This window comes from Streptomyces sp. NBC_01408 (assembly GCF_026340255.1).
Classification (GTDB): domain Bacteria; phylum Actinomycetota; class Actinomycetes; order Streptomycetales; family Streptomycetaceae; genus Streptomyces.
This window is the reverse complement of sequence record NZ_JAPEPJ010000001.1, coordinates 2,199,389-2,226,135: the sequence shown is the minus strand read 5'-3', so window position 1 is coordinate 2,226,135 and position 26,747 is coordinate 2,199,389. Positions and strand designations below refer to the sequence as shown.

Here is a 26,747-nt window from a genome sequence, read left to right as displayed (position 1 = left end):
GGTGCTCCAAAACCGATATCGGGGAGCGTCCGCGCAGGTCACCCGATCATTCGTTCGCGGCGCGCGGGCGGTCGTCGCTCTCGTACTGGTCGAACAGTGGCGTACGGCCCCGCTCGCGGCCCCGGGGGCGCGGCGTCGTCGGCTGGGGCTTCGCCTCCGGCGCGGGGACGTGCGGCTGGGCGCGCAGGCGGGGTTCGGTGGGCTCGGCGGTGCTGGAGCGGGTCGAGCTCCAGGCGTCCGGGGCCGCGGGGCCGGTGGCGCGGGGGGCCACCGGGGCCGTCACGTACGTCGGCAGCGGGACCGGGACCGGCTCCCAGCTGTCACCGCGGGCGGGGCCGCGTTCGCGCTCGCGCTGCTGGTCCACCCACTCGGCGTGGTCCGTCTGCTCGACCAGCGCCCGGCGGCCGGCCTCCTGCGGGGAGACCGGTGGCGCCGGGTCCGGTTCGTTTCCCGCCGCGGCCTCGGGCTCGCGGCGGCGCGAGCGGTTCTCGCGCAACTGCCGTGCGGCCGCCTCGGCGCGGCGCCGGTCCATGGTGAACTCGTAGCGCCGTCGCTCCTGGACCCGCAGGTGCACGATGTAGCTGCTCAGCAGTAGGGCCGGTACGGCCGGGGCCCACAGGTAGCCGAGTCCGCCGACGGCCGCGACGACCGCGCCGAGGGTGAAGACCAGGAAGAGGAGCGCGGTGGTGCGCCGGCGGCGGGCGAGGACCTGGAGGCGCTGCTCGCGCCGGGCCCGCTCGGCCCGCTGCTCCCGGCCCTGGGCGGCCGGTCTCGGCTGCTCCGTCCGGGTCGGGGGCACGACAAAGGCCCGGGCGTCGGCGTCCACGGAATCAACCGTTTCCGTGACCGCGTCCGGGTCCGCGTGGGGCTGGGGATCCGCTTCCTCGGCACCGCGCTCACGCAGCCCCTTGGCGTAACGGCGCTCCATTCCCGCCCGGCCGGAAAGCAGCCGAATGGCAGTGGAGAAGCGTTCCGTCGGACGAGCCTCGTTCAGCTCGTCCTGCCTCCGGAGCCACATGGGCACCAAGTAGGCGGCCCAGGCCCCGACAATGACTGCGTAGATGAGGCCGCTGCTGCTCACACCTCACACCGTAGAGGGGCGCGGCCGGGGGGATCGGCCAATTGGGCCGGTGTGTCGCACGATCTCGCTGATATCACGGACTTTTTTTGTGATTCTTCGGATCAGGTTATGGGCGACTCGGCTCGCCCGGGCGCAAATTCGAACTGGTATTCGCTTTTCATTTCGGCGGGATCTCCGGGTGCCGCGTACGGTGCCACCGGCGCAGCAGCCCCTCCGGCACCTCCTCCACCGTGACCGCGTACACGAGGTGGTCCCGCCAGGCCCCGTCGATGTGCAGGTAGCGCGGCCGCATCCCCTCCTCGCGCAGGCCGAGCTTCTCCACCACCCGTCGGCTCGGTCCGTTCTCCGGCCGGATGCACACCTCGATCCGGTGCAGCCCGACCTTCCCGAAGCAGTGGTCCACGGCGAGGGCGACCGCCGTCGGCATCACGCCGCGGCCCGCGACGTCGCGGTCCACCCAGTAGCCGATGTGGCCCGCGCACATCGAGCCCCAGGTGATCCCGGCGACCGTCAGCTGGCCGACCAGCCGGCCCTCGTACTCGATGACGAAGGGCAGCATCCGGCCCGCGTTCGCCTCCGCCCGCAGGTGGCGGACCATCTGGCGGTACGTCGGCCGGTGGATCACTGGCCCCCACGGCGCGGGCGGCGGGATCGTGGCCTCCCACGGCCGCAGCCAGTCGCGATTGCGCCGGTTGACCTCGCGCCAGGCGCGCTGGTCCCGCAGCTTTATCGGCCGGAGCGTGACGGCGCCGTCCGTCAGGACGGCCGGCCAGGATGGGCCGTTCAGCTCGCGCTCCCGGAAGGACGCGGGGCATCGCCGGGCCGGGGGTGGTCGCCGCCCCGGATCTGGTCCACTGCGTGCAGGAGCAGCCGGGAGAGGACCGCGAGGCCGTCGCGGACCCCGCCCGTGGAGCCCGGCAGGTTGACGATCAGGGTGTGCCCGGCCACGCCCGCCAGGCCCCGCGACAGGGCCGCGGTCGGCACCTTCGCCAGGCCTTCGGCGCGGATGGCCTGCGGGATGCCCGGGATCTCGTAGTCCAGCACCTTCGCGGTGGCGTCCGGGGTGCGGTCCGTGGGCGAGATGCCGGTGCCGCCGGTGGTCAGGATGACGTCGTACCCGGCCGCCACTCCCTCGCGCAGCGCCTGCCCGACGGGATCGCCGTCCGGTACGACCAGCGGGCCGTCCACGCCGAACCCGAGTTTCTCCAGCGCCTCGGCCAGCAGCGGGCCGCCCTTGTCGGCGTACACGCCCTGCGAGGCCCTGTTCGAGGCCGTGACCACCAGGGCCCGCAGCACGGGAGCCGATGCGGCGCCGGGCGGTTCGGCTGCCCAGGCCTCGCCCGTCGCGGGGTGGTGGCTGTGGACCTCGCCGCCGCGCGGGGCGTTCACGAGCGGGCCCAGTCGCCGGACTTCCCGCCGGTCTTCTCCTCCACCCGGACGTCGGTGATCACGGCGCCCTTGTCGACGGCCTTCACCATGTCGATCACGGTGAGCCCGGCGACTGCGACGGCGGTCAGCGCCTCCATCTCGACGCCCGTACGGTCGGTCGTCTTCACCGTGGCGAGGATCTCGACGGCGTCGTCGGCGACCGACAGGTCGACCTTCACGCCGGAGACCGCCAGCGGGTGGCAGAGCGGGATCAGGTCGGGGGTCTTCTTGGCGCCCATGATCCCGGCGATCCGCGCGGTGGCGAGGGCATCGCCCTTGGGGACGCCCTCGCCGCGCAGCAGCTCGATCACCCGGGGGGACACGAGCACCCGTCCGCTGGCCCGCGCCGTACGGGTGGTGACGTCCTTCTCGGAGACGTCGACCATCCGGGCCGCGCCGGCCTCGTCGATGTGGGTCAGCCTGCTCTGCGTACTCATGATCTGCGCGCCGCTTCCGTCCGGGCCCCCTGGGGGCCTGTGTGGTGCAACACGCTACCCGCACCGGCGGGACTTCAGCCGAGCAGGATCACTTCCAGCTCGGCCCCGGGCTCCGCCGAGGTGACGTCCTCCGGGACGACGATGAGGGAGTCGGCGTGGGCCAGTGCGGCGATCAGGTGCGAGCCCGTTCCGCCGACCGGGCTGACCGTGCCGCTCTCGGCGTCGTACGTGCCGCGCAGGAACTGGCGGCGGCCGGCCGGGGAGCCGAGCGCCTTGTCGGCCTTCAGCACCGCCCGGACGCTCGGCCGGCTGACCTCGGACTCCGGCAGGCCCATGAGCGCCCGGATCGCGGGGCGCACGAACAGCTCGAAGGAGACGTAGGAGGAGACCGGGTTGCCGGGCAGTGCCAGCAGCGGGGTGTGGTCCGGGCCGATGGAGCCGAAGCCCTGCGGCTTGCCGGGCTGCATGGCGAGCTTGCGGAAGTCGATCCCGCCGCCGGCGATGTCCTGACCGTCCTCCCCGCCGGCGGCCACCGCGGTCAGCGCCTCCTTGACCACGTCGTACGCGCCGACGCTGACCCCGCCGGTGGTGACCAGCAGGTCGGCCCGGATCAGCTGGTCCTCGATGGTGGAGCGCAGGGTGTCGGCGTCGTCGGCGACGGCTCCCACCCGGTACGCGATGGCCCCGGCGTCCCGCGCGGCCGCGGCCAGCGCAAAGCTGTTGGAGTCGTAGATCGTTCCCGCGGCCAGTGCCTCGCCGGGCTGGACCAGCTCGCTGCCGGTGGACAGGACGACCACGCGCGGGCGGGGCCGCACCCGGACGGTGCCGCGGCCGATGGCGGCCAGCAGGGCGATCTGCGGCGGGCCGAGGACCGTCCCGGCGGCCAGGGCCAGGTCTCCTGCCTGTACGTCGCTGCCGCGCGCGCGGACGTGCGCCCGCGCCTCGGCCGCGCGGTGCACCCGCACCTCGCCGGCCGCCCCCTCGGGAGCGGAGCTGGCCGGGGTCATCCCGGAGGCGGCGCCGCCGCCGGTGCCGCCGTCGGTCCACTCGACCGGTACGACGGCTTCCGCGCCGGGGGGCAGCGGGGCGCCGGTCATGATGCGCGCGGCCTGGCCGGGGCCGACGGTGGGCAGCTCGCCGCTGCCCGCCGCCACGTCCCCGATGACCGTCAGCACCGCGGGGAACTCCTCGCTCGCGCCCTGGACGTCGGCCGTACGGACGGCGTAGCCGTCCATGGAGCTGTTGTCGAAGGGCGGCAGGGCCACGGGCACCGTGACGTCCTCGACCAGGACACAGCCCTGGGCGTCCAGCAGCTGGAGCTCGATGGGCTCCAGCGGCCGGACGGCGGCGAGGACGTCCGCGAGGTGCTCGTCCACCGACCACAGGCGCTGCTCGCCCTGGTGCCGGCCGGTGTCCTGCGGTGCGGAACTGCTCAAGGTGCTACATCTCCTCCGTGACGTAACGGTGAAGCCAGGTGCGGAACTCCGGGCCCAGGTCCTCACGCTCGCACGCGAGGCGGACGATGGCCCGCAGGTAGTCCCCGCGGTCGCCGGTGTCGTAGCGGCGGCCCCGGAAGACCACGCCGTGCACCGGACCGCCGATGGTCTCGTCGGCGGCCAGCTTCTGCAGGGCGTCGGTGAGCTGGATCTCCCCACCGCGGCCCGGCTCGGTCTCCCGCAGTATGTCGAAGATCGCGGGGTTGAGGACATAGCGTCCGATGACCGCGTAGTTGCTGGGGGCGTCCGCCGCGTCCGGCTTCTCGACGAGCCCGGTGATCCGGACCACGTCCTCCTCGTCGGTGGCCTCCACGGCGGCGCAGCCGTAGAGGTGCACGTTGGCCGGGTCCACCTCCATCAGGGCGATGACGGTGCCGCCGGTGCGGGCGTAGATGTCGGCCATCTGGCGCAGCAGCGGGTCGCGCGGGTCGATGAGGTCGTCGCCGAGCAGGACGGCGAAGGGCTCGCGGCCGACGTGCGGCTCGGCGCAGAGCACGGCGTGCCCGAGGCCGCGCGGGTCGCCCTGGCGGACGTAGTGCATGGTGGCCAGGTCGCTGGACTCCTGGACCTTCTTGAGCCGGTCGTCGTCGCCCTTGGCGATGAGGGCGGACTCCAGTTCGTAGTTCCGGTCGAAGTGGTCTTCCAGGGCACGCTTGTTACGCCCAGTGATCATGAGTACGTCGTCGAGCCCGGCTCCCACGGCCTCCTCGACCACGTACTGGATGGCCGGCTTGTCCACGACAGGAAGCATTTCCTTCGGGGTCGCCTTGGTCGCCGGGAGGAAGCGAGTGCCGAGGCCCGCGGCCGGAATCACGGCCTTCTTGATCACGGGGTGCAACATAGTCATGCCCCGAACGATAGTGGGTCCCGCCGAACGCCAGACGAGATCGCAGTAGGTAGGTCCGCTTATGTACCGATTTCCTGAGGATATTTGGATCCCTCTGTGACCGAGAACCCGCACCCCGCCTCCGCCAAGGCCCAGCTGCGCCGAGAACTCCTGGCCGCGCGCCGCGCCTTGTCCCCCGAAACCCGCAGCGCGGCCGCCGCCGCCCTCGCCGCCTCGGCCCTCGCGCTGCCCGAACTGGCCGACGCGCGCACGGTGGCGGCATACGTCTCCGTCGGCACCGAGCCCGGCACCCGCGAGCTGCTCGACGCCCTGCGCGCGGCCGGCAAGCGCGTACTGCTGCCCCTGCTGCTGCCCGACAACGACCTCGACTGGGGCCTTTACGAGGGCCCGCGCGGCCTCGCCGGGACCGCGCACCCGGGGAAGATGCGGCTGTGGGAGCCGACCGGACCCGCGCTCGGGCCGGACGCGGTGGCCGGGGCCGACGCCGTCCTGCTGCCGGGGCTCGCGGTGGACCGGCGGGGCATGCGGCTCGGGCGGGGCGGGGGCTCGTACGACCGGGTGCTGGAGCGGCTGGAGCGGGCCGGGAGCGAGGCCGCGCTGGTCGTGCTCCTCTACGACGACGAGGTGGTCGCGCGGGTCCCGGAGGAACCGCACGACCACCCCGTCAGGGCGGTGGCCACCCCGTCGGGGGTGCTCCGCTTCAGCTCATGAACCGTCCGGCTTGAGGGTCAGGGTGTCGACCGTCGCCTTGTCGACGGCCTCCTTGCCGAAGGGCCACTCCAGCAGCTCGCCCTTGGCCCACATCGTCGTCTGGTCCGTGTAATTGCTGTTGTAGGCGTGACCCGAGGCGCCCGTCAGGTTGATCCAGCGGGACTTGTCCAGGTCGTTGAGGTTGACGACCATGCGCATCGACGGCACCCAGGTGACCCCGTACCCGCTGGCGGCGTTCCAGCCGGTCGCGTTGACGGTGGCCTCGCCGCCGCCCAGGTTCCACGGGCCGCGGTTGAGGAGCCACTGCATGTAGCCGGGGCCCTCGGTGCCGATCGTCTGGTTCTTCAGCGTCAGCTGGTGCAGGCGGCCCCAGCTCCAGGTGGACTGGTCCTTGCCGAGCTTGGCGGTCAGCTCCCAGCGGGCGTCCTTCATGGCCCGTGCGAACAGCTCGTCGCGGGTGGTGGTGGCCGGCTGGTTGCGGGCCGCGGGCGACTGCCACCAGGCCGACTTCTCGTCCTTGACCAGGCGCCGGACCACCTCGAACCAGCGGTCGCCGCCGTCCGGCTGCGCCGAGTCGTCGTCGCGGGCACCGCATTCGCGGACCAGCTCGGCGAGCTCGTCGGCCGGACCGCTGCTGTCGGCGGGGACGTTCATGCAGCTGCCCTCGACGCGCAGCTCCTTGGGCATCTTGTCGCCGAAGCCCAGCTTGAGGATGTTGCGCCAGACCGCGTTGAAGTAGGCGGCGGCCGCCGAGTCGGGCTCCTGGGTGTAGTTCCAGCCCTCCAGGAGCTTCTGCGCGGAGCGGACGTCCGGGTCGGAGACCTGGATCTTGGCCAGCATCGGGGTCAGCAGCGCGGCGATCTCGCTGCTGTTGTCCATCTGCATGGTGCGCATGTCGTCGGTGGAGATCTTGCCGCTGTCCTTGATCTTCGCCTCGATGAGGTCGTTGATCCGCTGGCTGCGGGCGCCGTAGCCCCAGTCGGTGGTCAGCAGGTACGGGTACTTGCCCGCGCCGGTCCCGGACTCCACCACGGCCTGGTTGGCGGTGACGATGTAGCCGCGGGAGGGGTTGGACTCGTAGGGCAGTTCCTCCTGCTTGATGTACTCGACGTTTCCGGCCTTGTCGGTCTTCCAGGCGTACTTGGAGTCCCAGCCCGGCGCGGGCATCCGGCCGTCACCGGCGCCGCGGACCGGGATGCGGCCCGGGGCCTGGTAACCGATGTTGCCGGTGAGGCCCTTGTTGTCGGCGTAGATCAGGTTCTGCGAGGGGACCTCGAAGTCCGCGGCGGCCTTGCGGAACTCGTCGAAGTTCTTGGCCTTGTTGATCCTGAAGACCGCGTCCATCGACTTGCCCGGCTCCAGCGCCGTCCAGCGCAGGGCGACGGCGTAGCCGTTGCCGCGGTCGGGGGCGGAGCTGGCGACCGGGGCGCGGGAGCCGACCGAGGCGAGCTCGTCGCTGCGGTCGGAGACGAGCGGGCCGTTGTTGGTCATGCGGACGGTCATCTTCTTGCTGTCGCCGCCAGCGACCTTGATGACCTCCTCGCGGGTGGTGAAGGGGAGGACCCTGTTGTCGTAGACGTAGCCCTCGGGCTTGACCTGCTCCAGGTAGAGGTCGGTGACGTCGGCGCCGAGGTTGGTCATGCCCCAGGCGATCTCGGTGTTGTGGCCGATTATCACGCCGGGCATGCCGGAGAAGGTGTAGCCGGCCACGTCGTACTGGCACTGGGCCGAGGCCGTCCGGCAGTGCAGGCCCATCTGGTACCAGACCGAGGGCAGCTGCGGGGACAGGTGCGGGTCGTTCGCGAGCAGCGGCTTGCCGGTGGTCGTGTACTTGCCCGAGACGACCCAGGAGTTCGAGCCGATGCCGCTGCCGTTGGGGCCGAGGATCGCGGGGATCTCGTCCAGGGTCTCGGCGAGGGAGGTCAGCTGGGTGCGCAGGCCTACGGTCGCGCCCTGGGCGGTGGCGTTGTCGGCGAGGCCGGTGGGGGTGGTGGCGGAGCCGCCGTTCGCGGAGGCCTGGGAAACCGGGGAGGAGCCGGAGCCGCTGCCCGAACCGCTCCCCGTACCGGTGGAGCCGCCGGTGCCCTGGGGCGTGTACTTGCCGCCCTCGACCTTGCCGCCCTCGACGATCGGCTTGTTCCGGTCGAAGGGGTACGGCGGGTACAGCTCGTCGATCTGGGCCTGCGTGAGCTTGTTCGACATCAGGGCGCGGTCGATCTCGTCCTGCATGTTGCCGCGCAGGTCCCAGGCCATCGCCTTGAGCCAGGCCACCGAGTCCACCGGCGACCACTGCTCGGGCTGGTAGCCGTCGCTGAGCTTGAGGGCGGCGTGCTCGACGGAGAGGTCCTTGCCGGACTTCCCCTTCAGGTACGCGTTGACCCCGTCGGCGTAGGACTGGAGGTTCTTCTTGGTCTCTTCCGAGAGCTTCTTGTCGTACTCGGTCTGGGCGACCTGGCGCCAGCCCAGAGTGCGCAAGAAGGCGTCGGTCTCGACCTGGCCGGATCCGAACATCTCCGAGAGCCGGCCGGAGGTCATGTGACGGCGTACGTCCATTTCCCAGAACCGGTCCTGCGCGTGCACGAAGCCCTGCGCGCGGAAGAGGTCGGCGTCGCTGTCGGCGTAGAGCTGGGGAATTCCGTTGGCGTCGCGTTTGACTTCGACGGTCCCGGTCAGGCCCGGCACCTTGAGGGAGCCGGTGGTCTGGGGGAACGAGGCGCGCACACCGTCCACGCCCCAGTACGCCCCGTAGCCGAGGCCCGCGAAGAGCGCCAGGACCAGTACGAGCACGATCAGACGGGCGCGTCGTCCCTTCTTCTTGGCGGGAGGAGCGGTTTCGTTGGCGGGCATCGCTGTCCTTAGAGGGGCAGGGTGGTCCTGGGAGTACTGGGAGCAACCATAGGCGCAGGACCCGAGTCGTTGATCCGCCAGGGGTGGAGCTGACGAGGACAGGGGCGGACAGGCGTTTCACAATGTGACTATCCCGTCAAGAAAGCGTCAAAGATTAGGTAAGGTAACGAAGTACTTGCCGAACGCGCCGCCGGAGGAACGATCCGCCCGGCGCTTTGAGGAAAGGGCCGCCCGCTGACTGTCCACACGCTCAATGAGCTTCTGCTGGTCTGCTCGCTCGTGCTGCTCGTCGCGGTCGCGGCGGTACGCATCTCTTCACGCAGCGGCCTCCCCAGCCTGCTCATCTACCTCGGCATAGGCATCGCGATAGGCCAGGACGGCATCGGCAACGTCGTATTCGACAACGCCGAGCTGACCCAGGTCATCGGCTACGCCGCACTCGTCGTGATCCTCGCCGAGGGTGGTCTGGGCACCAAGTGGAAAGAGATCAAACCGGCCCTGCCGGCCGCGGTCGTCCTCTCCCTGGTCGGTGTCGCCGTCAGCGTGGGCGTGACGGCGGCGGGCGCGCACTACCTCGTCGGTCTGGAATGGCGCCAGGCCCTGCTGATCGGCGCGGTCGTCTCCTCGACCGACGCCGCGGCCGTCTTCTCGGTCCTGCGCAAGGTGCCGCTGCCGTCCCGGATCACGGGCGTCCTGGAGGCGGAGTCCGGATTCAACGACGCACCCGTCGTCATCCTCGTCGTCGCCTTCTCCACCGTCGGCCCGGTGGACGAGTGGTACGTCCTGCTCGGCAAGATCGCCCTGGAACTGGCCATCGGCGCCGCGATCGGCCTGACCGTCGGCTTCCTGGGGGCGTACGGCCTGCGGCACGTGGCCCTGCCCGCCTCCGGCCTCTACCCCATCGCCGTGATGGCGATCGCCATCACGGCGTACGCGGCGGGCGCCATGGCGCACGGCTCCGGCTTCCTCGCCGTCTACCTGGCGGCCATGGTGCTCGGCAACGCGAAGCTGCCGCACTGGCCCGCCACCCGCGGTTTCGCCGACGGGCTCGGCTGGATCGCCCAGATCGGCATGTTCGTCCTGCTCGGCCTGCTGGTCACCCCGCACGAGCTGGTCCACGACTTCTGGCCCGCCGTGGTGATCGGGCTGGTGCTCACGATGGTGGCGCGGCCGCTGGAGGTCTTCGTCAGCCTGCTGCCCTTCCGGGTCCCCTGGCGGGAGCAGGCCCTGATGTCGTGGGCCGGCCTGCGCGGCGCCGTACCCATCATCCTGGCGACCATCCCGATGGTGTCCGGGATCGAGGGCAGCGACCGCGTCTTCAACATCGTCTTCGTACTGGTCGTCGTCTACACCCTGGTGCAGGGGCCGACCCTGCCCTGGCTCGCGCGCAAGCTGGAGCTCGGGGACTCCGAGGAGCCCGCCGACCTCGGCATCGAGTCGGCGCCGCTGGAGAAGCTGCGCGGACACCTGCTGTCCTTCGCGATCCCGCCGGCCTCGCGGATGCACGGCGTCGAGGTGAGCGAGCTGCGGCTGCCGGCCGGGGCCTCGGTCACGCTGGTGGTCCGGGACGGGAAGAGCTTCGTACCCATGCCCTCCACGGTGCTGCGGCGCGAGGACGAGCTGCTGGTGGTGGCCACGGATCCGGTACGGGACGCGGCGGAGGCCCGGCTGCGGGCGGTGGCCCGGGGCGGCAAGCTGGCGGGCTGGCTCGGCACGGGGAACGGGACCGGGCGGTAGGGACCGCGGGTTAGAGCGGCGTTCTAATTCGGCCAATTTCGGCGGATTCAGGCCGGTTATGCCCTGATTTAAGCGGGTCTGGAATGCGAAGTTCCAGTTAATCGCAGGTGAAGACACTGCTTGTCACCGTAATCACAGGGCGTGCTAGCGGTTCCCCTTGTATGATTAAGGCACAACAGATCGAACCAACTCTGCCTGACGCAGAGCTGGCGCGACCGCAAAGCGGCCGTGGCACCCTCCCGCAGTGGGCGCCCAGGTATCACTCGGTTCTGCGCAAGAGGACAGCTCTCGGGGCTCCCACATGTACGGGTGCGGCCGCTCACAAGGCGGCGCATCGTCCGCAGACGGGGAAGCTCTACCAGGCAGCGGAAAGGCCAGGCCGTGACATCCGCGGTCACGACCGACAAGTCCGCCCGCCCCGGCTACGGGCAGCTCCTGCGCACGCCCGGCGCCCTCAGCTTCCTTCTCCCCGGCTTCGCCGCCCGGCAGCCCTTCGCGATGCTGACGATCAGCATCGTGCTGCTGGTGCAGCACACCACCGGATCCTTCGGCAGCGCCGGCATCGTCGCCGCCGTCACCGGCGTCTCCATGGCCCTGTTCGCCCCCCAGATGGGCAAGCTGGCCGACCGGATCGGCCAGAGCCGCGTCCTGGTGCCGGCCGTCCTCGCGCACGCCGCCGCCGTCAGCGCCCTGACCGCGCTCGCCCTGCTGGGTGCGCCGCTGTGGGCCCTCGCGCTGGCCGCCGTCCCCGCCGGTGCCTCCGTCCCGCAGGTCGGCCCCATGGTCCGGTCCCGCTGGGCCGCCAAGCTGGAGGGCTCCCCGCTGCTGCCGACCGCGGCCGCGTTCGAGTCCGTCACCGACGAGTTCACCTTCGTGGTGGGCCCGGTGCTGGCCACCTTCCTGTGCACCGCGATCCACCCCTCCGCGGGCCTGATCACCGAGGCGACGCTGACGATCGTCGGCGGTCTGCTCTTCGCCGCCCAGCGCGGCACCCAGCCCAAGCCGGTCGCCCGCGCCGCCGACGGTGAGAAGCACGCCTCCGCCCTGTCCTTCCCGGGCCTGCGCGTCCTGATCGTCGCCTTCATCGGCATCGGCGCCGTCTTCGGCGGCATGCAGGTCTCGCTCGCCGCCTTCTCCGAGGAGATCGGCAACCCCGGGGCCAACGGCCTCCTGTACGGCGTCTTCGCGGCCGGCAACATGGTCGCCGGCATCGCCATGGGCACCATCGCCTGGAAGATCGGCCCCCGCCGCCGCCTGCTGCTCGGCTACGTCGGCCTGACCGCCGCCGCCTCGCTCCTGTGGGCCGCGCACTCCGCGATCCTGCTGGGCGCGCTCGGCCTGGTCGTCGGCCTGTGCATCGCACCGGCGCTGATCACCGGCTACACCATGATCGAGCAGCTGATCCCGGCCGCCTCGCGGACCGAGGCCTTCACCTGGCTCACCGGAGCGGTCGCCTTCGGGCAGGCCGGCGCCGTGACCGTGGCCGGCCGCCTGACGGACGCCCACGGGTCCTCGTACGGCTTCCTGGTGCCCCTGGTGGCCACCGCGCTCGCTCTGGTCACCCTGGTGGCGCTGCGCTCGAAGCTTGCGCCCAAGACCCCGAGCCGGATCGTCGGCGCTTCGGGGCAGGCCACCCGGCCCGCCGCCGCGCAGAGCGCGCCGAAGGGCGCCGGGAACCGGGCGAACGAGCGTGGGATCGGTCACCGCGTGCCGGTGACGGTGGACTGATCGGCCGGAATAGGTCACCATGGAGCGTCGTTAGCACTCATTGAGTCAGAGTGCCAGGAGGAAATTCGTGCCGACCTACCAGTACCAGTGCACCGAGTGCGGTGAGGGCCTTGAGGCCGTGCAGAAGTTCACCGATGACGCGCTGACCGTGTGCCCGAACTGCGACGGACGCCTGAAGAAGGTGTTCTCCGCCGTGGGCATCGTCTTCAAGGGCTCCGGCTTCTACCGGAACGACAGCCGCGGTGCTTCGTCGAGCAGCACGCCTGCCTCGAAGCCGTCGTCCTCGACGACCTCGACCGCTGCCGCCGCTCCCGCCGCGTCGTCCTCGTCCGCCTCGACCTCGTCGAGCACGAGCAGCAGCTCCACCTCGGCCGCCTGACCTCTTTTCCCGCGAGGCCCCGCCCGCCCCTCCCGGGCAGCGGGGCCTTCCGCATGCCCGGTTAGGGTGGCGGCATGGCGAACGCAGAGATCGGTGTCATCGGCGGCTCGGGCTTCTACTCCTTCCTGGAGGACGTCTCCGAGGTCCAGGTGGAGACCCCGTACGGACCCCCGAGCGACTCCCTGTACCTGGGCGAACTGGCCGGCCGCCAGGTCGCCTTCCTGCCGCGGCACGGGCGCAGCCACACCGTCCCGCCGCACAAGATCAATTACCGGGCCAACCTGTGGGCCCTGCGCTCGGTCGGTGTCCGCCAGGTGCTCGGCCCCTGCGCGGTCGGCGGCCTGCGGGCCGAGTACGGTCCGGGCACGCTGCTCGTTCCCGACCAGCTGGTGGACCGTACGAAGTCGCGGGCGCAGACCTACTTCGACGGGGAGCCGCTGCCCGACGGAAGCGTCCCGAACGTCGTGCACACCACCTTCGCCGACCCGTACTGCCCGGTCGGGCGGTCGGTGGCCATGGCGGCTGCCCGGCGGCGGGAGTGGGAGCCGGTCGACGGCGGCACCATGGTCGTCGTCGAGGGGCCGCGCTTCTCGACGCGCGCCGAGTCGCGGTGGCATGCCGCGGCGGGGTGGTCGGTGGTGGGCATGACGGGCCACCCGGAGGCGGTGCTCGCCCGTGAGCTGGGGCTCTGCTACACCTCGATGGCGCTGGTGACGGACCTGGACGCCGGTGCGGAGACCGGTGAGGGCGTGTCCCACACGGAGGTCCTGAAGGTGTTCGGCGAGAACGTCGGCCGGCTGCGTGAGGTGCTCTTCGACGCGGTGGCGGCGCTGCCCTCGACAGAGTCCCGCGACTGCCTGTGCACGCACGCGCACGACGGCTGGGACCTGGGCTTCGAGCTGCCGTAGCCCCGCCGGGCCGGCCACGGGCTCTGCCAGGCTCCATCGCTCGCGCGGGTGACGGGGTTTTCCACAACCTGGGGATTGTCCACAGGCTCGGGCGGGACCGGGCGGGAGGGCGGATCGTGAGGGGTGTCCGGGCGCTGGGTCCGGGCACGGCACTCATCCGCTTGGCGGTGGTCCTCATGTCCCGTACTCCTGCGACCTGTTCGGAGTCCCCGGCTCCCTCCCGCGCTCCTTCCCGCCCTTCTTCCCCCGCTTCTTCCCGCCCTTCTTCCCCCGCTTCTTCCCGCACTCCCACCCGCGCTTCTTCCGTCCCTTCCCGGTCCTCCTCGCGGCCCTCCTCCCTGGGTGCTCCTGCCCGGGCCTTCCCCTCCGCTCCTTCCGCGGCGGCTCCGGCGGCAGCCTCGGCGGGCTGTTCTCCGTGCGCCCCCGCACGGCCGGTGCCTCAGTTCCCTCCGCTGCGCGTGGGGCGGGGCGGGGGCCGGCTGCGCCGGGCCGTGCGACGGCGCCGGCGGGCCGTGTCGGCCGGGCTGGCCGTCGTGGCGGCGGCGCTCGCCGTGGGCGGGACGGAGGCGCAGGCCTCGCGGGGCGCCGCGCCGCCCGAGGTGCAGCGGCCCGCGGCGGTGGTGCGGACGGTGTCCGCGCCGGTACGCATCGCGGACGCGGGGACGGTGCGGCTGCTGCGGCCCGGCGACCGGGTCGACGTGGTCGCGGCCGAGCGCGCCGGGCCGCCCCGGGTGGTGGCCTCGGGGGCCCGGGTCGCCGAAGTGCCCGCTCCGGAGCAGGGTGCCGGGGACGGCGGGGCGCTGGTGGTGCTGTCCGTGGACCGGGACACCGCGCGGGATCTCGTGGGGGCGGGTGCCGTGACACGGCTGGCGGTGACGTTGTGCTGATTCGTACGGACGACCGGTCAAGTCGCCTTCAGGTGGGCACCGATTGGACAGGCCGCGACCGGACTGCCGTAGCTTTCGGAACCGTTGGCTCCATGTTCGGCAGATACGAAGAAAGGCTCAGTGGTGAGCGAGAAGAAGAAGGAGAGCGTCCTGGCGGGCTTCAAGGCCTTCCTGATGCGCGGCAACGTGGTCGACCTCGCGGTCGCCGTTGTCATCGGCGCGGCGTTCACGAACATCGTGAACTCCATCGTCAAGGGGATCATCGGACCGCTGGTGGGCGCCATCGGAACGAAGAACCTCGACGTCTACAAGTCGTGCCTCAAGGAACCGTGCGGCCTCGACGCGAGCGGTCAGCCGACGGGTGTCGAGATCCTCTGGGGTTCGGTGCTCAACGCCACGCTCACCTTCGTGATCACCGCGGCGGTGGTGTACTTCCTGATGGTGCTGCCGATGGCGAAGTACCTCGCCAAGGCGGAGGCCCGCCGCAAGGCCAAGGAAGGCGTCCAGGAGACCATGGAGATCACCGAGCTGGAGGTCCTCAAGGAGATCCGGGACGCTCTGGTGGCCCAGCGGGGCACCCAGGGCGGCGCCGCCGGTCCGACGGGTCCGCGCGACGCGCTGTAGGTCCCGTCCGGGCGGCGTCGGGCACCGCGGCGTCCGGTCAGATGTGGTGCGGGGGCTTCTCGTCGAGGAAGCGGGCCAGGTCGGCGGCGCTTCCGCCGGCGGGCGGCCGCTCGCCCCAGCCGCGGTCGGTGTCGTCCGAGGACTGCTGGTCCAGCGGGTCGTCGAAGACCAGCCTGGGCCGGGGCTTGCCGGTCCCGTGCGCGGGACGGTCGCCGCTCGGCGCGGGCTGCGGGTCGGAGGCGGGGGCGGTGCTCATGCCTCCAGGGTACGGCCGCCCCCGCCGGGGGCCCGGCTCGACTGGGGGCCTCGGCGCCCTTGCGGGCGTAGAACCACCAGCACACCGCCAGGCACGTGGCATAGTGCCTGTTTTGGAACCCTGTCTACGCAGGCCAGCGGCTTTGAGCCGGGAGTCCGGTGAACCGCTCCGGTTCGCAGATCGGTCACTGTGACGGAAGGGCGAACGGAAGTCCTGGTGCGTCTGTGGCAGGTGCAGCATTTACCGCGGTCACCGCGACCCAGGGGCCCGGTTGACGGCCGCGAATCGCTCCGAGAGCGGCCCTGGATCGAGGGCAGCGAGAGTCTGCTGGCCGTTCAGGCCGGCAGCCGCGGCCCTGCCGACGCTGTCAGCCAGATGGTGCGGCTCGGCGTGCGGCCGGGGGTTTAGCTCGTCACATTGTGATCATGCCCGATTCCGACGGCGGCGGACGGCGGCGCCCGCTGGGGAGCCGGGGGCCGCGCGTGCGCGTACCCCGAGTGGACCAGCAGTCGCGGCCGGGGCCCCCACGGTGGATGTCCTTCCTCGACAAGGCTGCGTACATCCTCGCGCCAGGGACCGTCTTCATCGGCTTGCTCTACTTCTACGGCAGCACTTACACGGATACGTACTACTCCTTCTTCGGGGTACCGCGGGGCGACCTCCAGTTCTCCGTACAGGGCTACTTGGCCAACAGCCCGCAGGCGATCTTCAGCCCGGTGTGGTTCCTGTTTTGCATTGGCGTGGTCCTGCTGATGCTGCTGTTCACGATCGAACATGTGTTGGCAGGCCCCCGGAATGTAGCCCGGCGCCGTGTGGTCGCCCGGTGCTTCCTGTACCCCGGCCTGGTCATCATTCTGCTGACCCCCTGGGTGTTCTCAGAGTGGCTCCTGGTGGGAGCAAGCCCGGCCTCGGTGGGAGAAGTACGGGGGTCGTGGGCACCACTAGTCGTAGCGCTGGGAGCCGCGCTGTACCTGTTGGGTCTCCGACTGATGCCCGGAGATTGGGGTGCCCCGGGCAGTCGGGCGCCGACGCGCAGGCGGATGTGGCTCGTCGCCGCGGTGGTGCTCGTCGGGACCGTGGCGGCAGCCCTGTTTGTCTTCGTGGCCCGCTCTGCGACGGCCGCGGGCTGGAGTGATGCCGCCATCGACGCGGGCAAAGGGTTCAGGGGCCATCCAGGTGTTGTGATCTACTCGCGGGTGAAGATCGCCCATGAGGTTCCGGGGATCACCTACACGGACAAGGGCAGCGGAGGCGGGCCCTACCGCTTCCGCTACACCGGCTTTGTCACCCTTGCAAAAACGCCGACCCACTTCTACCTCGTCCCCCGCGATTGGCAGTCAGGACGAGCGGTGCTCGTGCTGCCGGACGACGGCACCTTCCGGGCTGAGATGAGGCCAGTCTGAGTACCTGTCTGAACCCTGGCCTGCGTAGACAGGGTTCAGAAACAGGCACTTATCGACAAACGACTCCCGTTCTCGTGGATAGAGCCAGCCGGCTCCGTCACGGTCACCGCCACCGCGACGGTCCGCACGGTCCTCTGGACGATGGGCGACGGGACCAGCATCACCTGCACCGGCCCGGGCACCCCGTACTCACCGGAGTCTGGGAAGCAGCCGTCCCCGACGTGCGGTCACATGTACGAACGGACCAGCGCCCAGGCGCCGGGCGGCCGCTACCCGGTTACCGCCACCAGCACATGGGACGTGGCCTGGGAGGGGGCGGGGCAGACCGGCACGATCACCACCACCCGCCAGAGCCAGACGAGTCTGGCGATCGGTGAGGTCCAGGTCCTCAATGTGCCCTGACCTGCGGGCACGGAACTCACCGGTTCTGTAGTGGTGACTACGGATCAGCCGGTGAGTTTCACTGCCGACCCGGTCGACGACGCTGGGCAAGCCTCCCCTGGTCCGGGGCCGATCAGGGTTGCACCGGGAGGGGGCTGGACAGTTGCCCGCAGGGGTGCACCCGAGGTTGTCCCGGAGGCAGGACCGGGAGTGGGACCCCCCTGTCAGTGATCATGGGCGTCTGTGCAGGTCAGGGCTGGTGGGCAAGCCTGTCAAGCGCGCCGACACCTCTTTGTACGCGTCAGCCGGACAAAGAGGCTGACCCTGCAGAGCGCCGCCCGTCGGCCCGCCGGTGATGGCCCCAGACCCGCTTAGTGCCTGTTTCTGAACCCTCGGACTCTGCGGGGTCGGTAGCCGTGCAAGCTGGCCGGGATTGGACTATGCCCCCTAAGCGAAGCCCCCGAGGATGGCCGAAAGTCTTCGAGCGGGGGGAACTGATGAGGCGTCCGACAACTGCTGTGGCCGCGCTCGGTCTGTTGCTGGCTCTGACGGCCTGCCAGTCGGGGGCGGCGTCCGGCAAGGTCCAGGGCACCGACGCCGAGTTGGCCTGTGCGGCCGTGAGCCGACTGCCGGAACGGATGCCGGGCACCTACGGCGGGCAGGCCTTCGACATCGTGGTGGCGCGCCTCGTCGGCGCCGAGGAACTGGCCAGGGCGGCTGCCCTGGCGGACGCCAAGTTCCAGCCCCTCGCCGACGCCCTGAGGGAGGCGCAGCAGCTGCTCAACGTGACCTCCGACCCCCAGCAGGCTGAACCCGCAGTCAAGAAGGCCCGGACGTACTGCTGAGTGCCTATTTCTGAGCCCTCGGACTCTGCGGGGTCGGTAGCCTGGTACCAGCTGAGTCGAGAGCCAAGTTGCTGCTGGGCAACTTGAGAACGATCAAGGCTGAGTCGGTCCACCGACCGCGTTCGCCGACCTCCGGGTGAAGGTCTCCCCGAAGACCGCCCCGCGCGTCCCACACACCCCAGCAGTTCCGTTCGCCGAACGGTCACGGTGACCGTTCGGCGAACGCTTCCGCAAACTTCGCATTCCGGGCAATGGCTGGTTGACCTGCTGCTCTGGGGTTCAGAAACAGGCACATAGAAGCCGATGAACACCTTGCGACCGGTGGACTGCCAGAAGCCCTCGTCCTCGGGCCGCCAGTCGCCGATGGCGGCGCCGGGCCGGTAGGTCTCCGCGCGGTGCGAGGGCGGGCGTTGGGCTTCGAGGGCCGCTCCGGTTCCTGCTCGGTCCCGGCGCCCGGGCCTGGGCCGGTGTGCCGGATCCGCGGGTCTCCGTAGCCGCTGGCGGATCGGATGCGCCGGGATGGGATTGACCCTCGACTTGGTACAGGGCCCAGAGTGCGGGGTGTGGAGAGCGAGATGCGCAGTATCGGTGAGATGGCCCGGGACAGCGGGCTGGGCGTGAGCGCCCTGCGGTTCTACGACGGGGCCGGCGTGCTGGTCCCGGCCTGGGTGGACCCGGTGAGCGGCTACCGCTGGTACGGCCCCGAGCAGCTCGGGGAGGCCCGGTTGCTGGCCCGGCTGCGCCGGGCGGGCATGCCGTTGGCCGACATCCGGCTGGTGCTGGCCGGCTGGTCCGCCGCGGACACCGATCTGGTGCGCACACTGCTCCAGGCGCATCTGCACCGTATGGAACGGGGGCTGTCCGATGCCCGCGGTGAGTTCTCCACGATCCGAGCACTACTCGAACGCAGGGAGAATCCCATGGCTTTGCCCCGCACCACCTCCGTCCGGTCCACCGTCTCGGCGCCCGAGCTGGCCGCCGCGTTGGACGCGGTCCGTTTCGCCGCCAGTACCGACCCGGAGCTGCCGGTGCTCGGCGGCGTCCTGTTCGACATCGAGGGCGAGGCGCTCCGTGTCGTGGCCACCGACCGGTACCGGCTGGCTGTCGCTCACGCCGGTATCGACGGGCAGGGCGGGCACGACGGGTCCCGTGTGCAGTTCGTCGTGCCCTCCCCGCTCGCCGATGCGATGCGGGCGCTGCTGAGTGACGACGTACCCGTCCAGCTCACCGTGGACGGTGACCGCGTACTCCTGGAGACGGGGGACCGCCAGGCCGCCGGCCAGTGCCTCGGCCACGAGTTCCCCGACTACCGTCGCCTCGTCCGCCTGCCCGCGGGGCGCCGCGCCCTCGTCGACGTCCCGGCCTTCCGGGAGGCGGTGGCGACCGGTCCCGTCCGTGCGAGCGAGGTGGGCGAGGAGGACGGTCCGTCGTGCGACCTCAGCGTGCTCAAGGTGGCGGCCGATGGCGTGGTGACCGTCTGCGAAGACGGTGACGACGACCGGGACAAGGTCGCCGTCAACCGGGACTTCCTGCTGGACGCCCTCGCCGCCGGAGCCGCGGACCAGCTGGTTCTGGAGTTCGGCGCCCCCAAGGCTCCCCTGGCGATCCGCCGGACCGATACCGAGGACACCTTCTCGCTCCTGATGCCCGTCCACCTGGAGAACTAGGGCCTGGCTGGGGGCCAGGCCACGACCACGCACGAGGCGTAGAAGGCCACGAAGCCCCACATCGCGCCCTTCACGGTGAACGGGACAAGGGCCCTTCGCCCCCGGTGCCTTGGTACGTCGGCCGGGGAGTCCTGCGGCGCCCGGCTCCCCCACGAGTCCGCCCGGGGCATGCGGGCGCCGCGGGCCGCGCGTCTGGCCTGCCGAGGACGGCTCCTCTGGTCTGCTGGCCGTTATGGCCTACACCCCCATGACCGCCCGCAGCCGCGAAGAGGACCACCGCGCGGCCACTCCGCTGGAGCTGTTCTTCGACCTCTGTTTCGTCGTCGCGATCGCGCAGTGCGGTGCCCGGCTGGTGCACGCGCTGGCGGAGGGCCACCCCGGCACCGGCGTAATCGGGTACTTTTTCGTATTTTTTGGCGTTTGGTGGGCGTGGATGAACTTCACGTGGTTCGCCTCCGCCTACGACTGCGACGACGTCCCGTACCGGATCGCGACCCTGGTGCAGATCGCCGGTGTCCTCGTCTACGCGGCCGGGGTGAGCCGGGCCTTCGACGAGAACGACTGGACGGTGGCCGTCATCGGCTACCTGATCATGCGCGTGGCGCTGACCGCCCAGTGGCTGCGGGCCGCGGCCGGGGAGAGCGGCCCGGCGCGCGCGGCGGCCCTGGAGTACGCGGCCGGGCTGGTGATCTGCCAGGCGGGCTGGGTGGGGCTGCTGTTCGCCCCGGAAGGCGCCAAGCGGTGGCTGTTCCTGGTGATGGTGGCGGCCGAGCTGCTGGTCCCGGTGGTGGCCGAGCACGGGCACCAGACACCCTGGCACGCCCACCACATCGTGGAGCGGTACGGCCTGTTCACCATCATCGTGCTGGGCGAGACGATCGCCGCGAGCACGGTGGCGGTGAAGTCGGCGCTCGACGAGCACGAGGCGCTGGGGCAGTTGCTGCCCATCGCCGCGGGCGGGCTGCTGATCGTCTTCGCCGCCTGGTGGATCTACTTCGCGGTGCCGATGCACGAGCACCTGACCTCCAACCGCGAGGCCATCCCGTGGGGTTACGGCCACCTGCTGATCTTCGCCTCGGGCGCGGCGATCGGAGCGGGCATCGAGGTCGCGGTGGAGTACACGGTGGGCAAGGCGCACATCTCGCAGCTCTCCGCGAACGCCGCCGTCACCGTCCCCTCAGCCCTGTTCCTGCTGATGGTGTGGCTGCTGCACTCCCGCCACTTCAAGCGCGGCCCCGCCCAGCAGCTGACCCTGCCGCTGTCGGCCCTCGCCCTCCTGGCCTGCACCTGGACGGGCCCGTACGCGGTGCTCTGGGCGGGCCTGGTGGCTACCGCCACCGTGGCGGTGGGCGAAACCCTCGCTACGCGCGGCGACCGCTGAAATGTCCAGCCCCTCCGGCGTTTGAGGAGCGGGTCCGGGCAGAGCCCGGCAACGGCGCCGCGCCGAACCGTCACTCCCGCGCCACCGCCGCCGTTTCCAGGCCATGACACTCCCCGCACAACGACCCGGCGACGCCCCCGGCAGGGAACTGGCCGAGCCCGGCTTCTGGCAGCAGCCCCCCGCTCACCGCCTCGCCGCCTTCGCGCGCCTGCGCGCCGCCGACAGCCCCGTCTTCGTCCCCGAGGGGGCGAAGGGGGCCGGCCACTGGGCCCTCGTACGGCACGCCCAGGTCCAGGAGGCCAGCCGCCTGCCGAAGGTGTTCGCGAGCGCCCCCGGGGTGACCACCCCCGAGCCGGCCCGCTGGGTGCGGGCCCTGTTCGGGGACTCGATGGTCAATCTGGACGGCCCCGACCACGCCCAGCTCCGCAAGATCGTGCAGCGGGCCTTCACGCCCAGGCTGCTGGCGGCCGCCGAGGAGGACATCCACGCGGTGGCGGCCCGGATCGTGGACGACGTACTCGACCAGCGGCCCGACGAGTTCGTCTCGGCGGTGGCCTCCCGGCTGCCCCTGGAGGTCATCTGCAACATGATGGGCATCCCGGAGCACTACCGGGCGGAGATCGCCGACCGGGTGAACCACGCCTCCGAGAACATCGGCGTGGAGCGCGGACTGGCCGCCCGGCTGCGGATGCCCGGCCGCGGACTGCGGGCCCTGGCGCGGATGCAGCGCATGGTGGCGGGCATCGGGCGGGAGCGGCGCAGGAACCCCACCGACGACCTGATCTCGGCGCTGGTGTGCGCGAACGTCGACGGCCAGGCCCTCGGGGCCCGCCAGCTCGGCGCCTTCTTCTCGCTCCTGATGGTCGCCGGGGTGGAGACCACCCGCAACGCGATCACGCACGGCCTGACCCTGCTGACCGACCACCCGGACCAACGGGAGCTGCTGCTCTCGGACTTCGAGAAATACGCGGACGGGGCGGTGGACGAGATGATCCGCCACTCGACGCCGATCATCCAGTTCCGCCGGACGGTCGCCGCCGAACACACCCTGGACGGGCACCTGTTCCGCCCGGGCGACAAGGTGGTCCTCTACTACGCCTCCGCCAACCGCGACGAGGCGGTCTTCCCGGAGCCCGACGCCTTCGACATCACCCGCTCGCCCAATCCGCACCTGGGTTTCGGCGGCGGCGGCCCGCACTTCTGCCTGGGCGCGCACCTGGCCCGGGTGGAGATGAAGGCCCTCTTCCGGGAGCTGCTGACCCGGCCGGTCGGGCTGCGCGCGGCGGGCCTGCCGGATCTGGCGGGATCGAACTTCGACAACCGGGTCCGCTCGCTGCGGTTCGCGTTCGAACGCCCCTGATCCGGGACGTGACCGGCCACCGGGCAGGCTGGGAGCCCGGCGGCCGGAGCAGGAGGGGCGGCGGCCCGGCCGGCGGCGGCTACTTCTGGAGCCGGCGCACGGACAGCACGCAGTGGGCGCTGCCGGTGAGCACCGACTCGTCGCCCGCGAACGCCTGGAGGGTCTCCGCGTCGACCGGCTGGCCCGGGACGGCCTCGGGCCAGGCGCGGGTGGCGAACAGGAAGTACGCCTGGCCGCTCTCGTCCGCCGCGGCGACCCACTCGTCGGGTGCGGTGCACTGGGCGTTCATCCCGGGCAGGGTGAGGGCGATCTGGTTGCCCTCCAGAAGGATCTGCACCGGGAAGGCCGCCGGGTTGCGGGTGCCGTCCATGACGACGTCGCCGATGGGCAGGCCGATCTCCTCCAGCAGCCCGACGGCAGCCTTCTCACCGGCCGCCCGTCCCCCCGGGCCGTCACCGAGGGTGTAGGCGAGGAGGTACGGGATGTCGTGGGCCTCGGAGGGGTCGCCGATCCAGGCGAGCACCGAAAGGGTGCCGAGCTGGGACCGGTCGATTTCGGCTTGAGTAGAAGTCATGCGCCGACCCTAGTGGTCCCTCACCCGGCTCTTTCACGGCCTTTCACCCGGGCGGGCTAGACACCCCAGAAACCCCCTCCGGAATTCGCCTGAATGTTCGCGTCCTGATACTGGAGCCGCACAATGCGCGCGTTTTCCGGGATTTCGAACACCACCCATCCATCGGCCCGCTCACCGACCTCCAGGGAATCGAAGACGAGCGGTTTGCCGGTCGTCAGCTCACCGGTGGGCACCACCGGGTGGCGCTGCCCCGCGCTGTCGTGCGCCCACATGCGCCCGAGCGCCCCGTACGAGGCCCCGCCCACGTTGACGAACGACATCGAGGCGGCCACCCAGCGCTTGCCCGCGGGCGGGACGAAGTTCTTCTCCACGCTGACCGCGGGGTCCACGTACGCGTTCAGCACCACCTGGAGGTGTCGGCCGACCTGCGCACCGCGCACCCGTACGGAGTCGCCCACATGGGCTTCCTTCGCGGCGGACTCCACGGTGCCGGGTGCGGCAGGGGCCCCGGGGCCCCTGCCCGGGGCCCCTGCCGCACCCGGCACCCCGTCGTCCACCGGGACGGCGGGCACCGCGGCGGGGGCGAGCGCGGCGCCCTCGGGGACGTTCTGGCAGGCCGTGGCACCGAACAGGAGGAGCGGAATGAGAGCGGCGGCGAGGACGGGGGCGGCGGACTGACGCATGCGGGATCCCTTCGGGGATGTATTTCGGTCAGTCTCACGCGCCCGAGCGGGCAATTGCACACACCGACACGAGCGGGCGGAGCGAGTTGCCGCCCGACTGCCAGCACAATGCGTTCCGGTGGAATCCCGCCACCCGCATCCACTCGGAGGAACAATGGGTATTCACGCAACCCGCATGGCCGTGGCAGCGCTGTCTGCTCTGGCCGCCGCAGCGGTATTCACCGCGCCCGCCGAGGCCACCGTCTACGACCAGGGAATTTCCGTACAGGAGTACGGTCACATTTCCGAGGACGGTACGGTCACCCTTTCCGGCACCTACCACTGCACCAACCCGTCACCCAAGGGGGCGAAGCTCCAGATCGCGGCCTCCGTCACCCAGGGCGGCACGCGGCTCGCCTTCGGCGGCGGCGAGGCGGACTGCGACGGTGAGGAGCACGCATGGGAGGCCACCGGCTCGCTCAAGTACACGCCGGGCATCCGCCCGGGCGCGGCGCTGGCCGGCGCCCAGCTCAACGAGATCCACTTCTCGGGCCTGATGCCGCGCTCCATCGACACGGTCGCCGAGGACCAGCGGGAGATCCGGCTGATCGCCGTCGGCTAGTGCTGTGACCTGAAGGGTTTGCCGGGTCGCGTCGTCCGGTGCGGTGCATCGCAAGGCGGAGGGACGCGGCTCGTACTGGACGTACCGGCGCGGTCCGACAACGCGGCGAGGCGCCGTACCGGGCGGCGCGACCCGGTGAACCTTTCCGGTCGCAGCACTAGCCGGACCGGCCGTGGGACGCCCGGCCGGTAGCCGCCGCTACCGGCATTCGGGCGCGACGCCCGTCATCGACATGAAGGCCACCGCCTGGCAGCCCGGGTCCGCGTGCGGGCGGCCCGTCGTCCAGTCCACGACCGTCGGCACCCCCGCCGCCAGCAGGAGCAGCGCCAGGATGCCCGTCGCGGCGCCTCTGCTCAGCCGGCGCACAGCACGATCCGTCTCATAGCCCGCATCATCCCCCCGGCCCCGCCACCCCACAACTCGGGGTGACCGGCCGCTCACCCCATGTTCCTGATGCTTCCCCCGGCGTCGAACTCGCACCACACCGCCTTGCCGTCGCCCCGGGACTCCACGCCCCAGTGCGTGGCCAGCGCGTCCACCAGCAGCAGCCCGCGCCCCGTGGTGGCCGCCTCGCCGGGGGTCCGCCGGCGGGGCCACACGCTGGAGCGGTCCTTGACCCACAGCCGGATCCGCCGCACCGGCTCCGGCAGCACCTCCATGGTCAGCACGGCCCCGCCGTCGGTGTGCAGCAGGGCGTTGACCAGCAGTTCCCCGGCGGCCAGCTCCACGTCGTCGGCCAGCTCCGGCATGCCCCAGTCGCGCAGGGCCTGCCGCAGGGCGTAGCGGGCCTCGGAGAGCCCTTCGGGGTCGGCCTGGTGGATGTACTGGTGGATGCGGGGGGCGCGGTGGGTGCCCGGGTCGGGGGCCCGGCGCAGCACCAGCAGGGCCACGTCGTCGCCGGAGCCCCAGCGCTCCCAGAGCCGGTCGGAGAGGTGGTCGGCCAGCGCCCCGGCCTCCTGCGGGCCGCTGCGGACGGCGTGGGCGAGGGCGTCCATGCCCTGGGTGATGGTGGTGCCGGGCTCTTCCACCAGGCCGTCCGTGCACAGGACGAGGGTCTCCCCGGGGACGAGGTCGAGCCGGGTCTCGGGGAACTCCTCCTGCTCGAAGACCGAGGCCAGACCGAGCGGGAGTCCGCCGCGCACGTTGGGCCAGCCGGTGCGCCCGTCCGTGTGCCGGATGAGCGGTCCGAGGTGGCCCGCGCGGACCGCCCGTACGCCTCCGGTCTCCAGGTCCACCTGTGCGTACATGCAGGTGGCGAAGCGCTCGGTGTCCAGTTCGGCGAGGAAGCGCGAGGCCCGGGCCAGCACCGTGGACGGCGGATGGCCCTCTCCCGCGTACGCCCGCAGGGCGATCCGCAGCTGCCCCATGATGGCCGCCGCGTGAGTGTCGTGGCCCTGTACGTCGCCCACCACGATGCCGACCCGGTCGCGGGGCAGCGAGATCACGTCGTACCAGTCCCCGCCGACCTCCCGCCCGCTCCAGGCGGAGTGGTAGCGGACGGCGATCTCCCCGCCGGTGATCTCCGGGATCCGGCGCGGCAGCATGGCGGCCTGCAGACCGGTCGCGAACTCGCGCTCCTGGTCGAAGAGGAGCGCCCGCTGGAGCGACTGGGCCACGATGCCCGCGAGGCCCAGGCAGAGGTTGCGCTCCTCGGGGCTGAACTCGCTGCGCCGCCGGTAGAAGAGGACCAGCCCGCCGATGGCCTTGGCCTGCGCGATCAGCGGCAGGTAGGCCGCCGCGTCGTACTGGATCCGGTTCAGGTAGTCGCTGAGCAGCGGGAACTCCTGGCCCAGCGCGGCGAGCGAGGTGACGAAGCGGGCCTTGCGGGTGAGCACGGTCTGGGACAGCGGCAGCGAGCCGTCCAGCCGGGTGAAGTTGCGCTCGCTGAGGATCTCCAGCGTCTCCCCGCTCAGGGCGATCATCTTGATCGTGCCGCCCTCGACCAGCCCGAGGGCCAGCCCGTCGGCGCCCAGCCGCTCCAGTGCGCCCGCGCCGGTCAGCGCGGCCGTGACGTCGTCGACCGTCACCGCCCGCGAGAGGGCCTCCGTGGTCCGCTGCACGATCGTCGTCTGCTGGATCCGGGCCGACTCCAGCTTGCGCAGCGCCATGGCGTGGGACAGCTCCGCCGTCGCGTCGCGGACGATGCCGACGATCCGGTACGCGCGCCCCTCCTCGTCCCTCAGCACCCGGCCCTGGGTGTGCGTCCACTGGTCGTGGCCGTCGCGCCGCTGCACCGTGAAGTACGAGCCGTACGTCTGCCCGCCGCCGTCCACGACCGTGGCCACGGCCTCCGCCAGCCGCTCCCCGTCCGCGGCGGGGATCCGCAGCCCCAGGCCCTCCGGGGTGCCGTCGAACTCCTCCGGCTCCAGGTCGAAGACGGTCATCCCGGCCTCGTCCAGCGCCAGCGACCCGGCGTCCAGGTCCCACTCGAAGCTGCCCATGCCGTTCAGCGCGAGCCGTTCCCCGGCCCCGGTCACGGGCGCGGT

The 26,747-nt window shown here is 71.5% G+C and carries 26 protein-coding genes; 14 read left to right on the top strand and 12 right to left on the bottom strand.

What is annotated here, in order from left to right:
* Window positions 1-46: 46 nt before the first annotated feature.
* The 6 genes from OG447_RS10425 to galU form a co-directional block, all read right to left on the bottom strand.
* On the bottom strand, window positions 47-1,081 hold the full coding sequence (locus tag OG447_RS10425; RefSeq protein WP_266936199.1) for a hypothetical protein: 1,035 nt from the start codon (window positions 1,079-1,081) through the stop codon (window positions 47-49).
* A 157-nt stretch (window positions 1,082-1,238) separates the two neighbouring features.
* Window positions 1,239-1,868: a GNAT family N-acetyltransferase gene (locus tag OG447_RS10420; RefSeq protein ID WP_266938824.1), complete on the bottom strand. Its 630-nt coding sequence runs from the start codon at window positions 1,866-1,868 to the stop codon at window positions 1,239-1,241.
* Window positions 1,865-2,377 carry a MogA/MoaB family molybdenum cofactor biosynthesis protein gene (locus tag OG447_RS10415; protein WP_323181825.1) on the bottom strand — a complete coding sequence of 171 codons (513 nt, stop codon included), beginning with the start codon at window positions 2,375-2,377 and terminating at the stop codon, window positions 1,865-1,867. Before OG447_RS10415 ends, OG447_RS10420 begins: the two co-directional genes overlap by 4 nt.
* Before the next feature lie 89 nt (window positions 2,378-2,466).
* The gene (moaC, locus tag OG447_RS10410; protein WP_215015680.1) at window positions 2,467-2,946 is read right to left on the bottom strand and encodes a cyclic pyranopterin monophosphate synthase MoaC; all 480 of its coding nucleotides are present in this window, start codon (window positions 2,944-2,946) and stop codon (window positions 2,467-2,469) included.
* Window positions 2,947-3,020: 74 nt separating this feature from the next.
* Window positions 3,021-4,382: a gephyrin-like molybdotransferase Glp gene (gene glp / locus OG447_RS10405; protein WP_266936197.1), complete on the bottom strand. Its 1,362-nt coding sequence runs from the start codon at window positions 4,380-4,382 to the stop codon at window positions 3,021-3,023.
* Between the two features lie 4 nt (window positions 4,383-4,386).
* Complete coding sequence (galU, locus tag OG447_RS10400; RefSeq protein WP_266936196.1) at window positions 4,387-5,289, bottom strand: UTP--glucose-1-phosphate uridylyltransferase GalU; 903 nt, start codon at window positions 5,287-5,289, stop codon at window positions 4,387-4,389.
* 96 nt (window positions 5,290-5,385) lie between these two features.
* Between galU and OG447_RS10395 the strand changes: the two genes are divergently transcribed.
* Window positions 5,386-6,000: a 5-formyltetrahydrofolate cyclo-ligase gene (locus tag OG447_RS10395; protein WP_266936195.1), complete on the top strand. Its 615-nt coding sequence runs from the start codon at window positions 5,386-5,388 to the stop codon at window positions 5,998-6,000.
* Here the strand turns inward: OG447_RS10395 and OG447_RS10390 are convergent.
* Entirely contained in the window at window positions 5,995-8,847 is a 2,853-nt protein-coding gene (locus OG447_RS10390; RefSeq protein ID WP_266936194.1) for a penicillin acylase family protein, read from the bottom strand. The genes OG447_RS10395 and OG447_RS10390 overlap by 6 nt on opposite strands.
* Window positions 8,848-9,081: 234 nt before the next feature.
* On the opposite strand from OG447_RS10390, the gene OG447_RS10385 reads away from it, so the two are divergent.
* From OG447_RS10385 to mscL, 6 genes are all read left to right on the top strand, one after another.
* Window positions 9,082-10,584: a potassium/proton antiporter gene (locus OG447_RS10385; RefSeq protein ID WP_323181824.1), complete on the top strand. Its 1,503-nt coding sequence runs from the start codon at window positions 9,082-9,084 to the stop codon at window positions 10,582-10,584.
* 381 nt (window positions 10,585-10,965) lie between these two features.
* Window positions 10,966-12,312, top strand: a complete 1,347-nt coding sequence (locus OG447_RS10380; RefSeq protein WP_266936192.1) for an MFS transporter — start codon at window positions 10,966-10,968, stop codon at window positions 12,310-12,312.
* Window positions 12,313-12,379: 67 nt separating this feature from the next.
* The gene (locus OG447_RS10375) at window positions 12,380-12,691 is read left to right on the top strand and encodes an FmdB family zinc ribbon protein (RefSeq protein ID WP_266936191.1); all 312 of its coding nucleotides are present in this window, start codon (window positions 12,380-12,382) and stop codon (window positions 12,689-12,691) included.
* A 74-nt stretch (window positions 12,692-12,765) separates the two neighbouring features.
* Window positions 12,766-13,599 carry an S-methyl-5'-thioadenosine phosphorylase gene (locus OG447_RS10370; RefSeq protein ID WP_266936190.1) on the top strand — a complete coding sequence of 278 codons (834 nt, stop codon included), beginning with the start codon at window positions 12,766-12,768 and terminating at the stop codon, window positions 13,597-13,599.
* A 434-nt stretch (window positions 13,600-14,033) separates the two neighbouring features.
* Complete coding sequence (locus tag OG447_RS10365; RefSeq protein WP_266936189.1) at window positions 14,034-14,486, top strand: hypothetical protein; 453 nt, start codon at window positions 14,034-14,036, stop codon at window positions 14,484-14,486.
* A gap of 123 nt (window positions 14,487-14,609) precedes the next feature.
* On the top strand, window positions 14,610-15,110 hold the full coding sequence (mscL, locus tag OG447_RS10360; protein WP_266936188.1) for a large conductance mechanosensitive channel protein MscL: 501 nt from the start codon (window positions 14,610-14,612) through the stop codon (window positions 15,108-15,110).
* A 37-nt stretch (window positions 15,111-15,147) separates the two neighbouring features.
* On the opposite strand, the gene OG447_RS10355 is transcribed toward mscL, so the two are convergent.
* On the bottom strand, window positions 15,148-15,366 hold the full coding sequence (locus OG447_RS10355) for a hypothetical protein (RefSeq protein WP_266936187.1): 219 nt from the start codon (window positions 15,364-15,366) through the stop codon (window positions 15,148-15,150).
* Between the two features lie 533 nt (window positions 15,367-15,899).
* Here OG447_RS10355 and OG447_RS10350 point away from each other — a divergent pair.
* The 6 genes from OG447_RS10350 to OG447_RS10325 all read left to right on the top strand — a co-directional run bounded on the left by OG447_RS10350 (window position 15,900) and on the right by OG447_RS10325 (window position 22,403).
* A complete protein-coding gene (locus OG447_RS10350) occupies window positions 15,900-16,769 on the top strand; it encodes a hypothetical protein (protein ID WP_266936186.1) in 870 nt (289 codons plus the stop codon).
* Window positions 16,770-17,000: 231 nt separating this feature from the next.
* Window positions 17,001-17,171, top strand: coding sequence for a hypothetical protein (locus tag OG447_RS10345; protein ID WP_266936185.1), 171 nt, complete (start codon window positions 17,001-17,003; stop codon window positions 17,169-17,171).
* A 476-nt stretch (window positions 17,172-17,647) separates the two neighbouring features.
* Complete coding sequence (locus OG447_RS10340) at window positions 17,648-17,995, top strand: hypothetical protein (RefSeq protein ID WP_266936184.1); 348 nt, start codon at window positions 17,648-17,650, stop codon at window positions 17,993-17,995.
* Window positions 17,996-18,570: 575 nt separating this feature from the next.
* A complete protein-coding gene (locus OG447_RS10335; protein WP_266936183.1) occupies window positions 18,571-19,662 on the top strand; it encodes a MerR family transcriptional regulator in 1,092 nt (363 codons plus the stop codon).
* A gap of 232 nt (window positions 19,663-19,894) precedes the next feature.
* Complete coding sequence (locus OG447_RS10330) at window positions 19,895-21,043, top strand: low temperature requirement protein A (RefSeq protein WP_266936182.1); 1,149 nt, start codon at window positions 19,895-19,897, stop codon at window positions 21,041-21,043.
* Window positions 21,044-21,146: 103 nt separating this feature from the next.
* Complete coding sequence (locus OG447_RS10325) at window positions 21,147-22,403, top strand: cytochrome P450 (RefSeq protein WP_266936181.1); 1,257 nt, start codon at window positions 21,147-21,149, stop codon at window positions 22,401-22,403.
* A 79-nt stretch (window positions 22,404-22,482) separates the two neighbouring features.
* On the opposite strand, the gene OG447_RS10320 is transcribed toward OG447_RS10325, so the two are convergent.
* Complete coding sequence (locus OG447_RS10320; protein WP_266936180.1) at window positions 22,483-22,977, bottom strand: DUF5949 family protein; 495 nt, start codon at window positions 22,975-22,977, stop codon at window positions 22,483-22,485.
* 56 nt (window positions 22,978-23,033) lie between these two features.
* Window positions 23,034-23,660, bottom strand: a complete 627-nt coding sequence (locus OG447_RS10315; protein WP_266936179.1) for a hypothetical protein — start codon at window positions 23,658-23,660, stop codon at window positions 23,034-23,036.
* Window positions 23,661-23,814: 154 nt separating this feature from the next.
* Between OG447_RS10315 and OG447_RS10310 the strand changes: the two genes are divergently transcribed.
* Window positions 23,815-24,261 (top strand): DUF6299 family protein, encoded by a 447-nt coding sequence (locus tag OG447_RS10310; RefSeq protein ID WP_266936178.1) that lies wholly within the window; start codon window positions 23,815-23,817, stop codon window positions 24,259-24,261.
* A gap of 198 nt (window positions 24,262-24,459) precedes the next feature.
* Here the strand turns inward: OG447_RS10310 and OG447_RS10305 are convergent, their stop codons facing one another.
* Both OG447_RS10305 and OG447_RS10300 read right to left on the bottom strand, forming a co-directional pair.
* Window positions 24,460-24,627: a hypothetical protein gene (locus tag OG447_RS10305; protein WP_266936177.1), complete on the bottom strand. Its 168-nt coding sequence runs from the start codon at window positions 24,625-24,627 to the stop codon at window positions 24,460-24,462.
* Window positions 24,628-24,698: 71 nt separating this feature from the next.
* Window positions 24,699-26,738, bottom strand: a complete 2,040-nt coding sequence (locus OG447_RS10300) for a SpoIIE family protein phosphatase (protein ID WP_266938823.1) — start codon at window positions 26,736-26,738, stop codon at window positions 24,699-24,701.
* Window positions 26,739-26,747 lie beyond the last annotated feature (9 nt).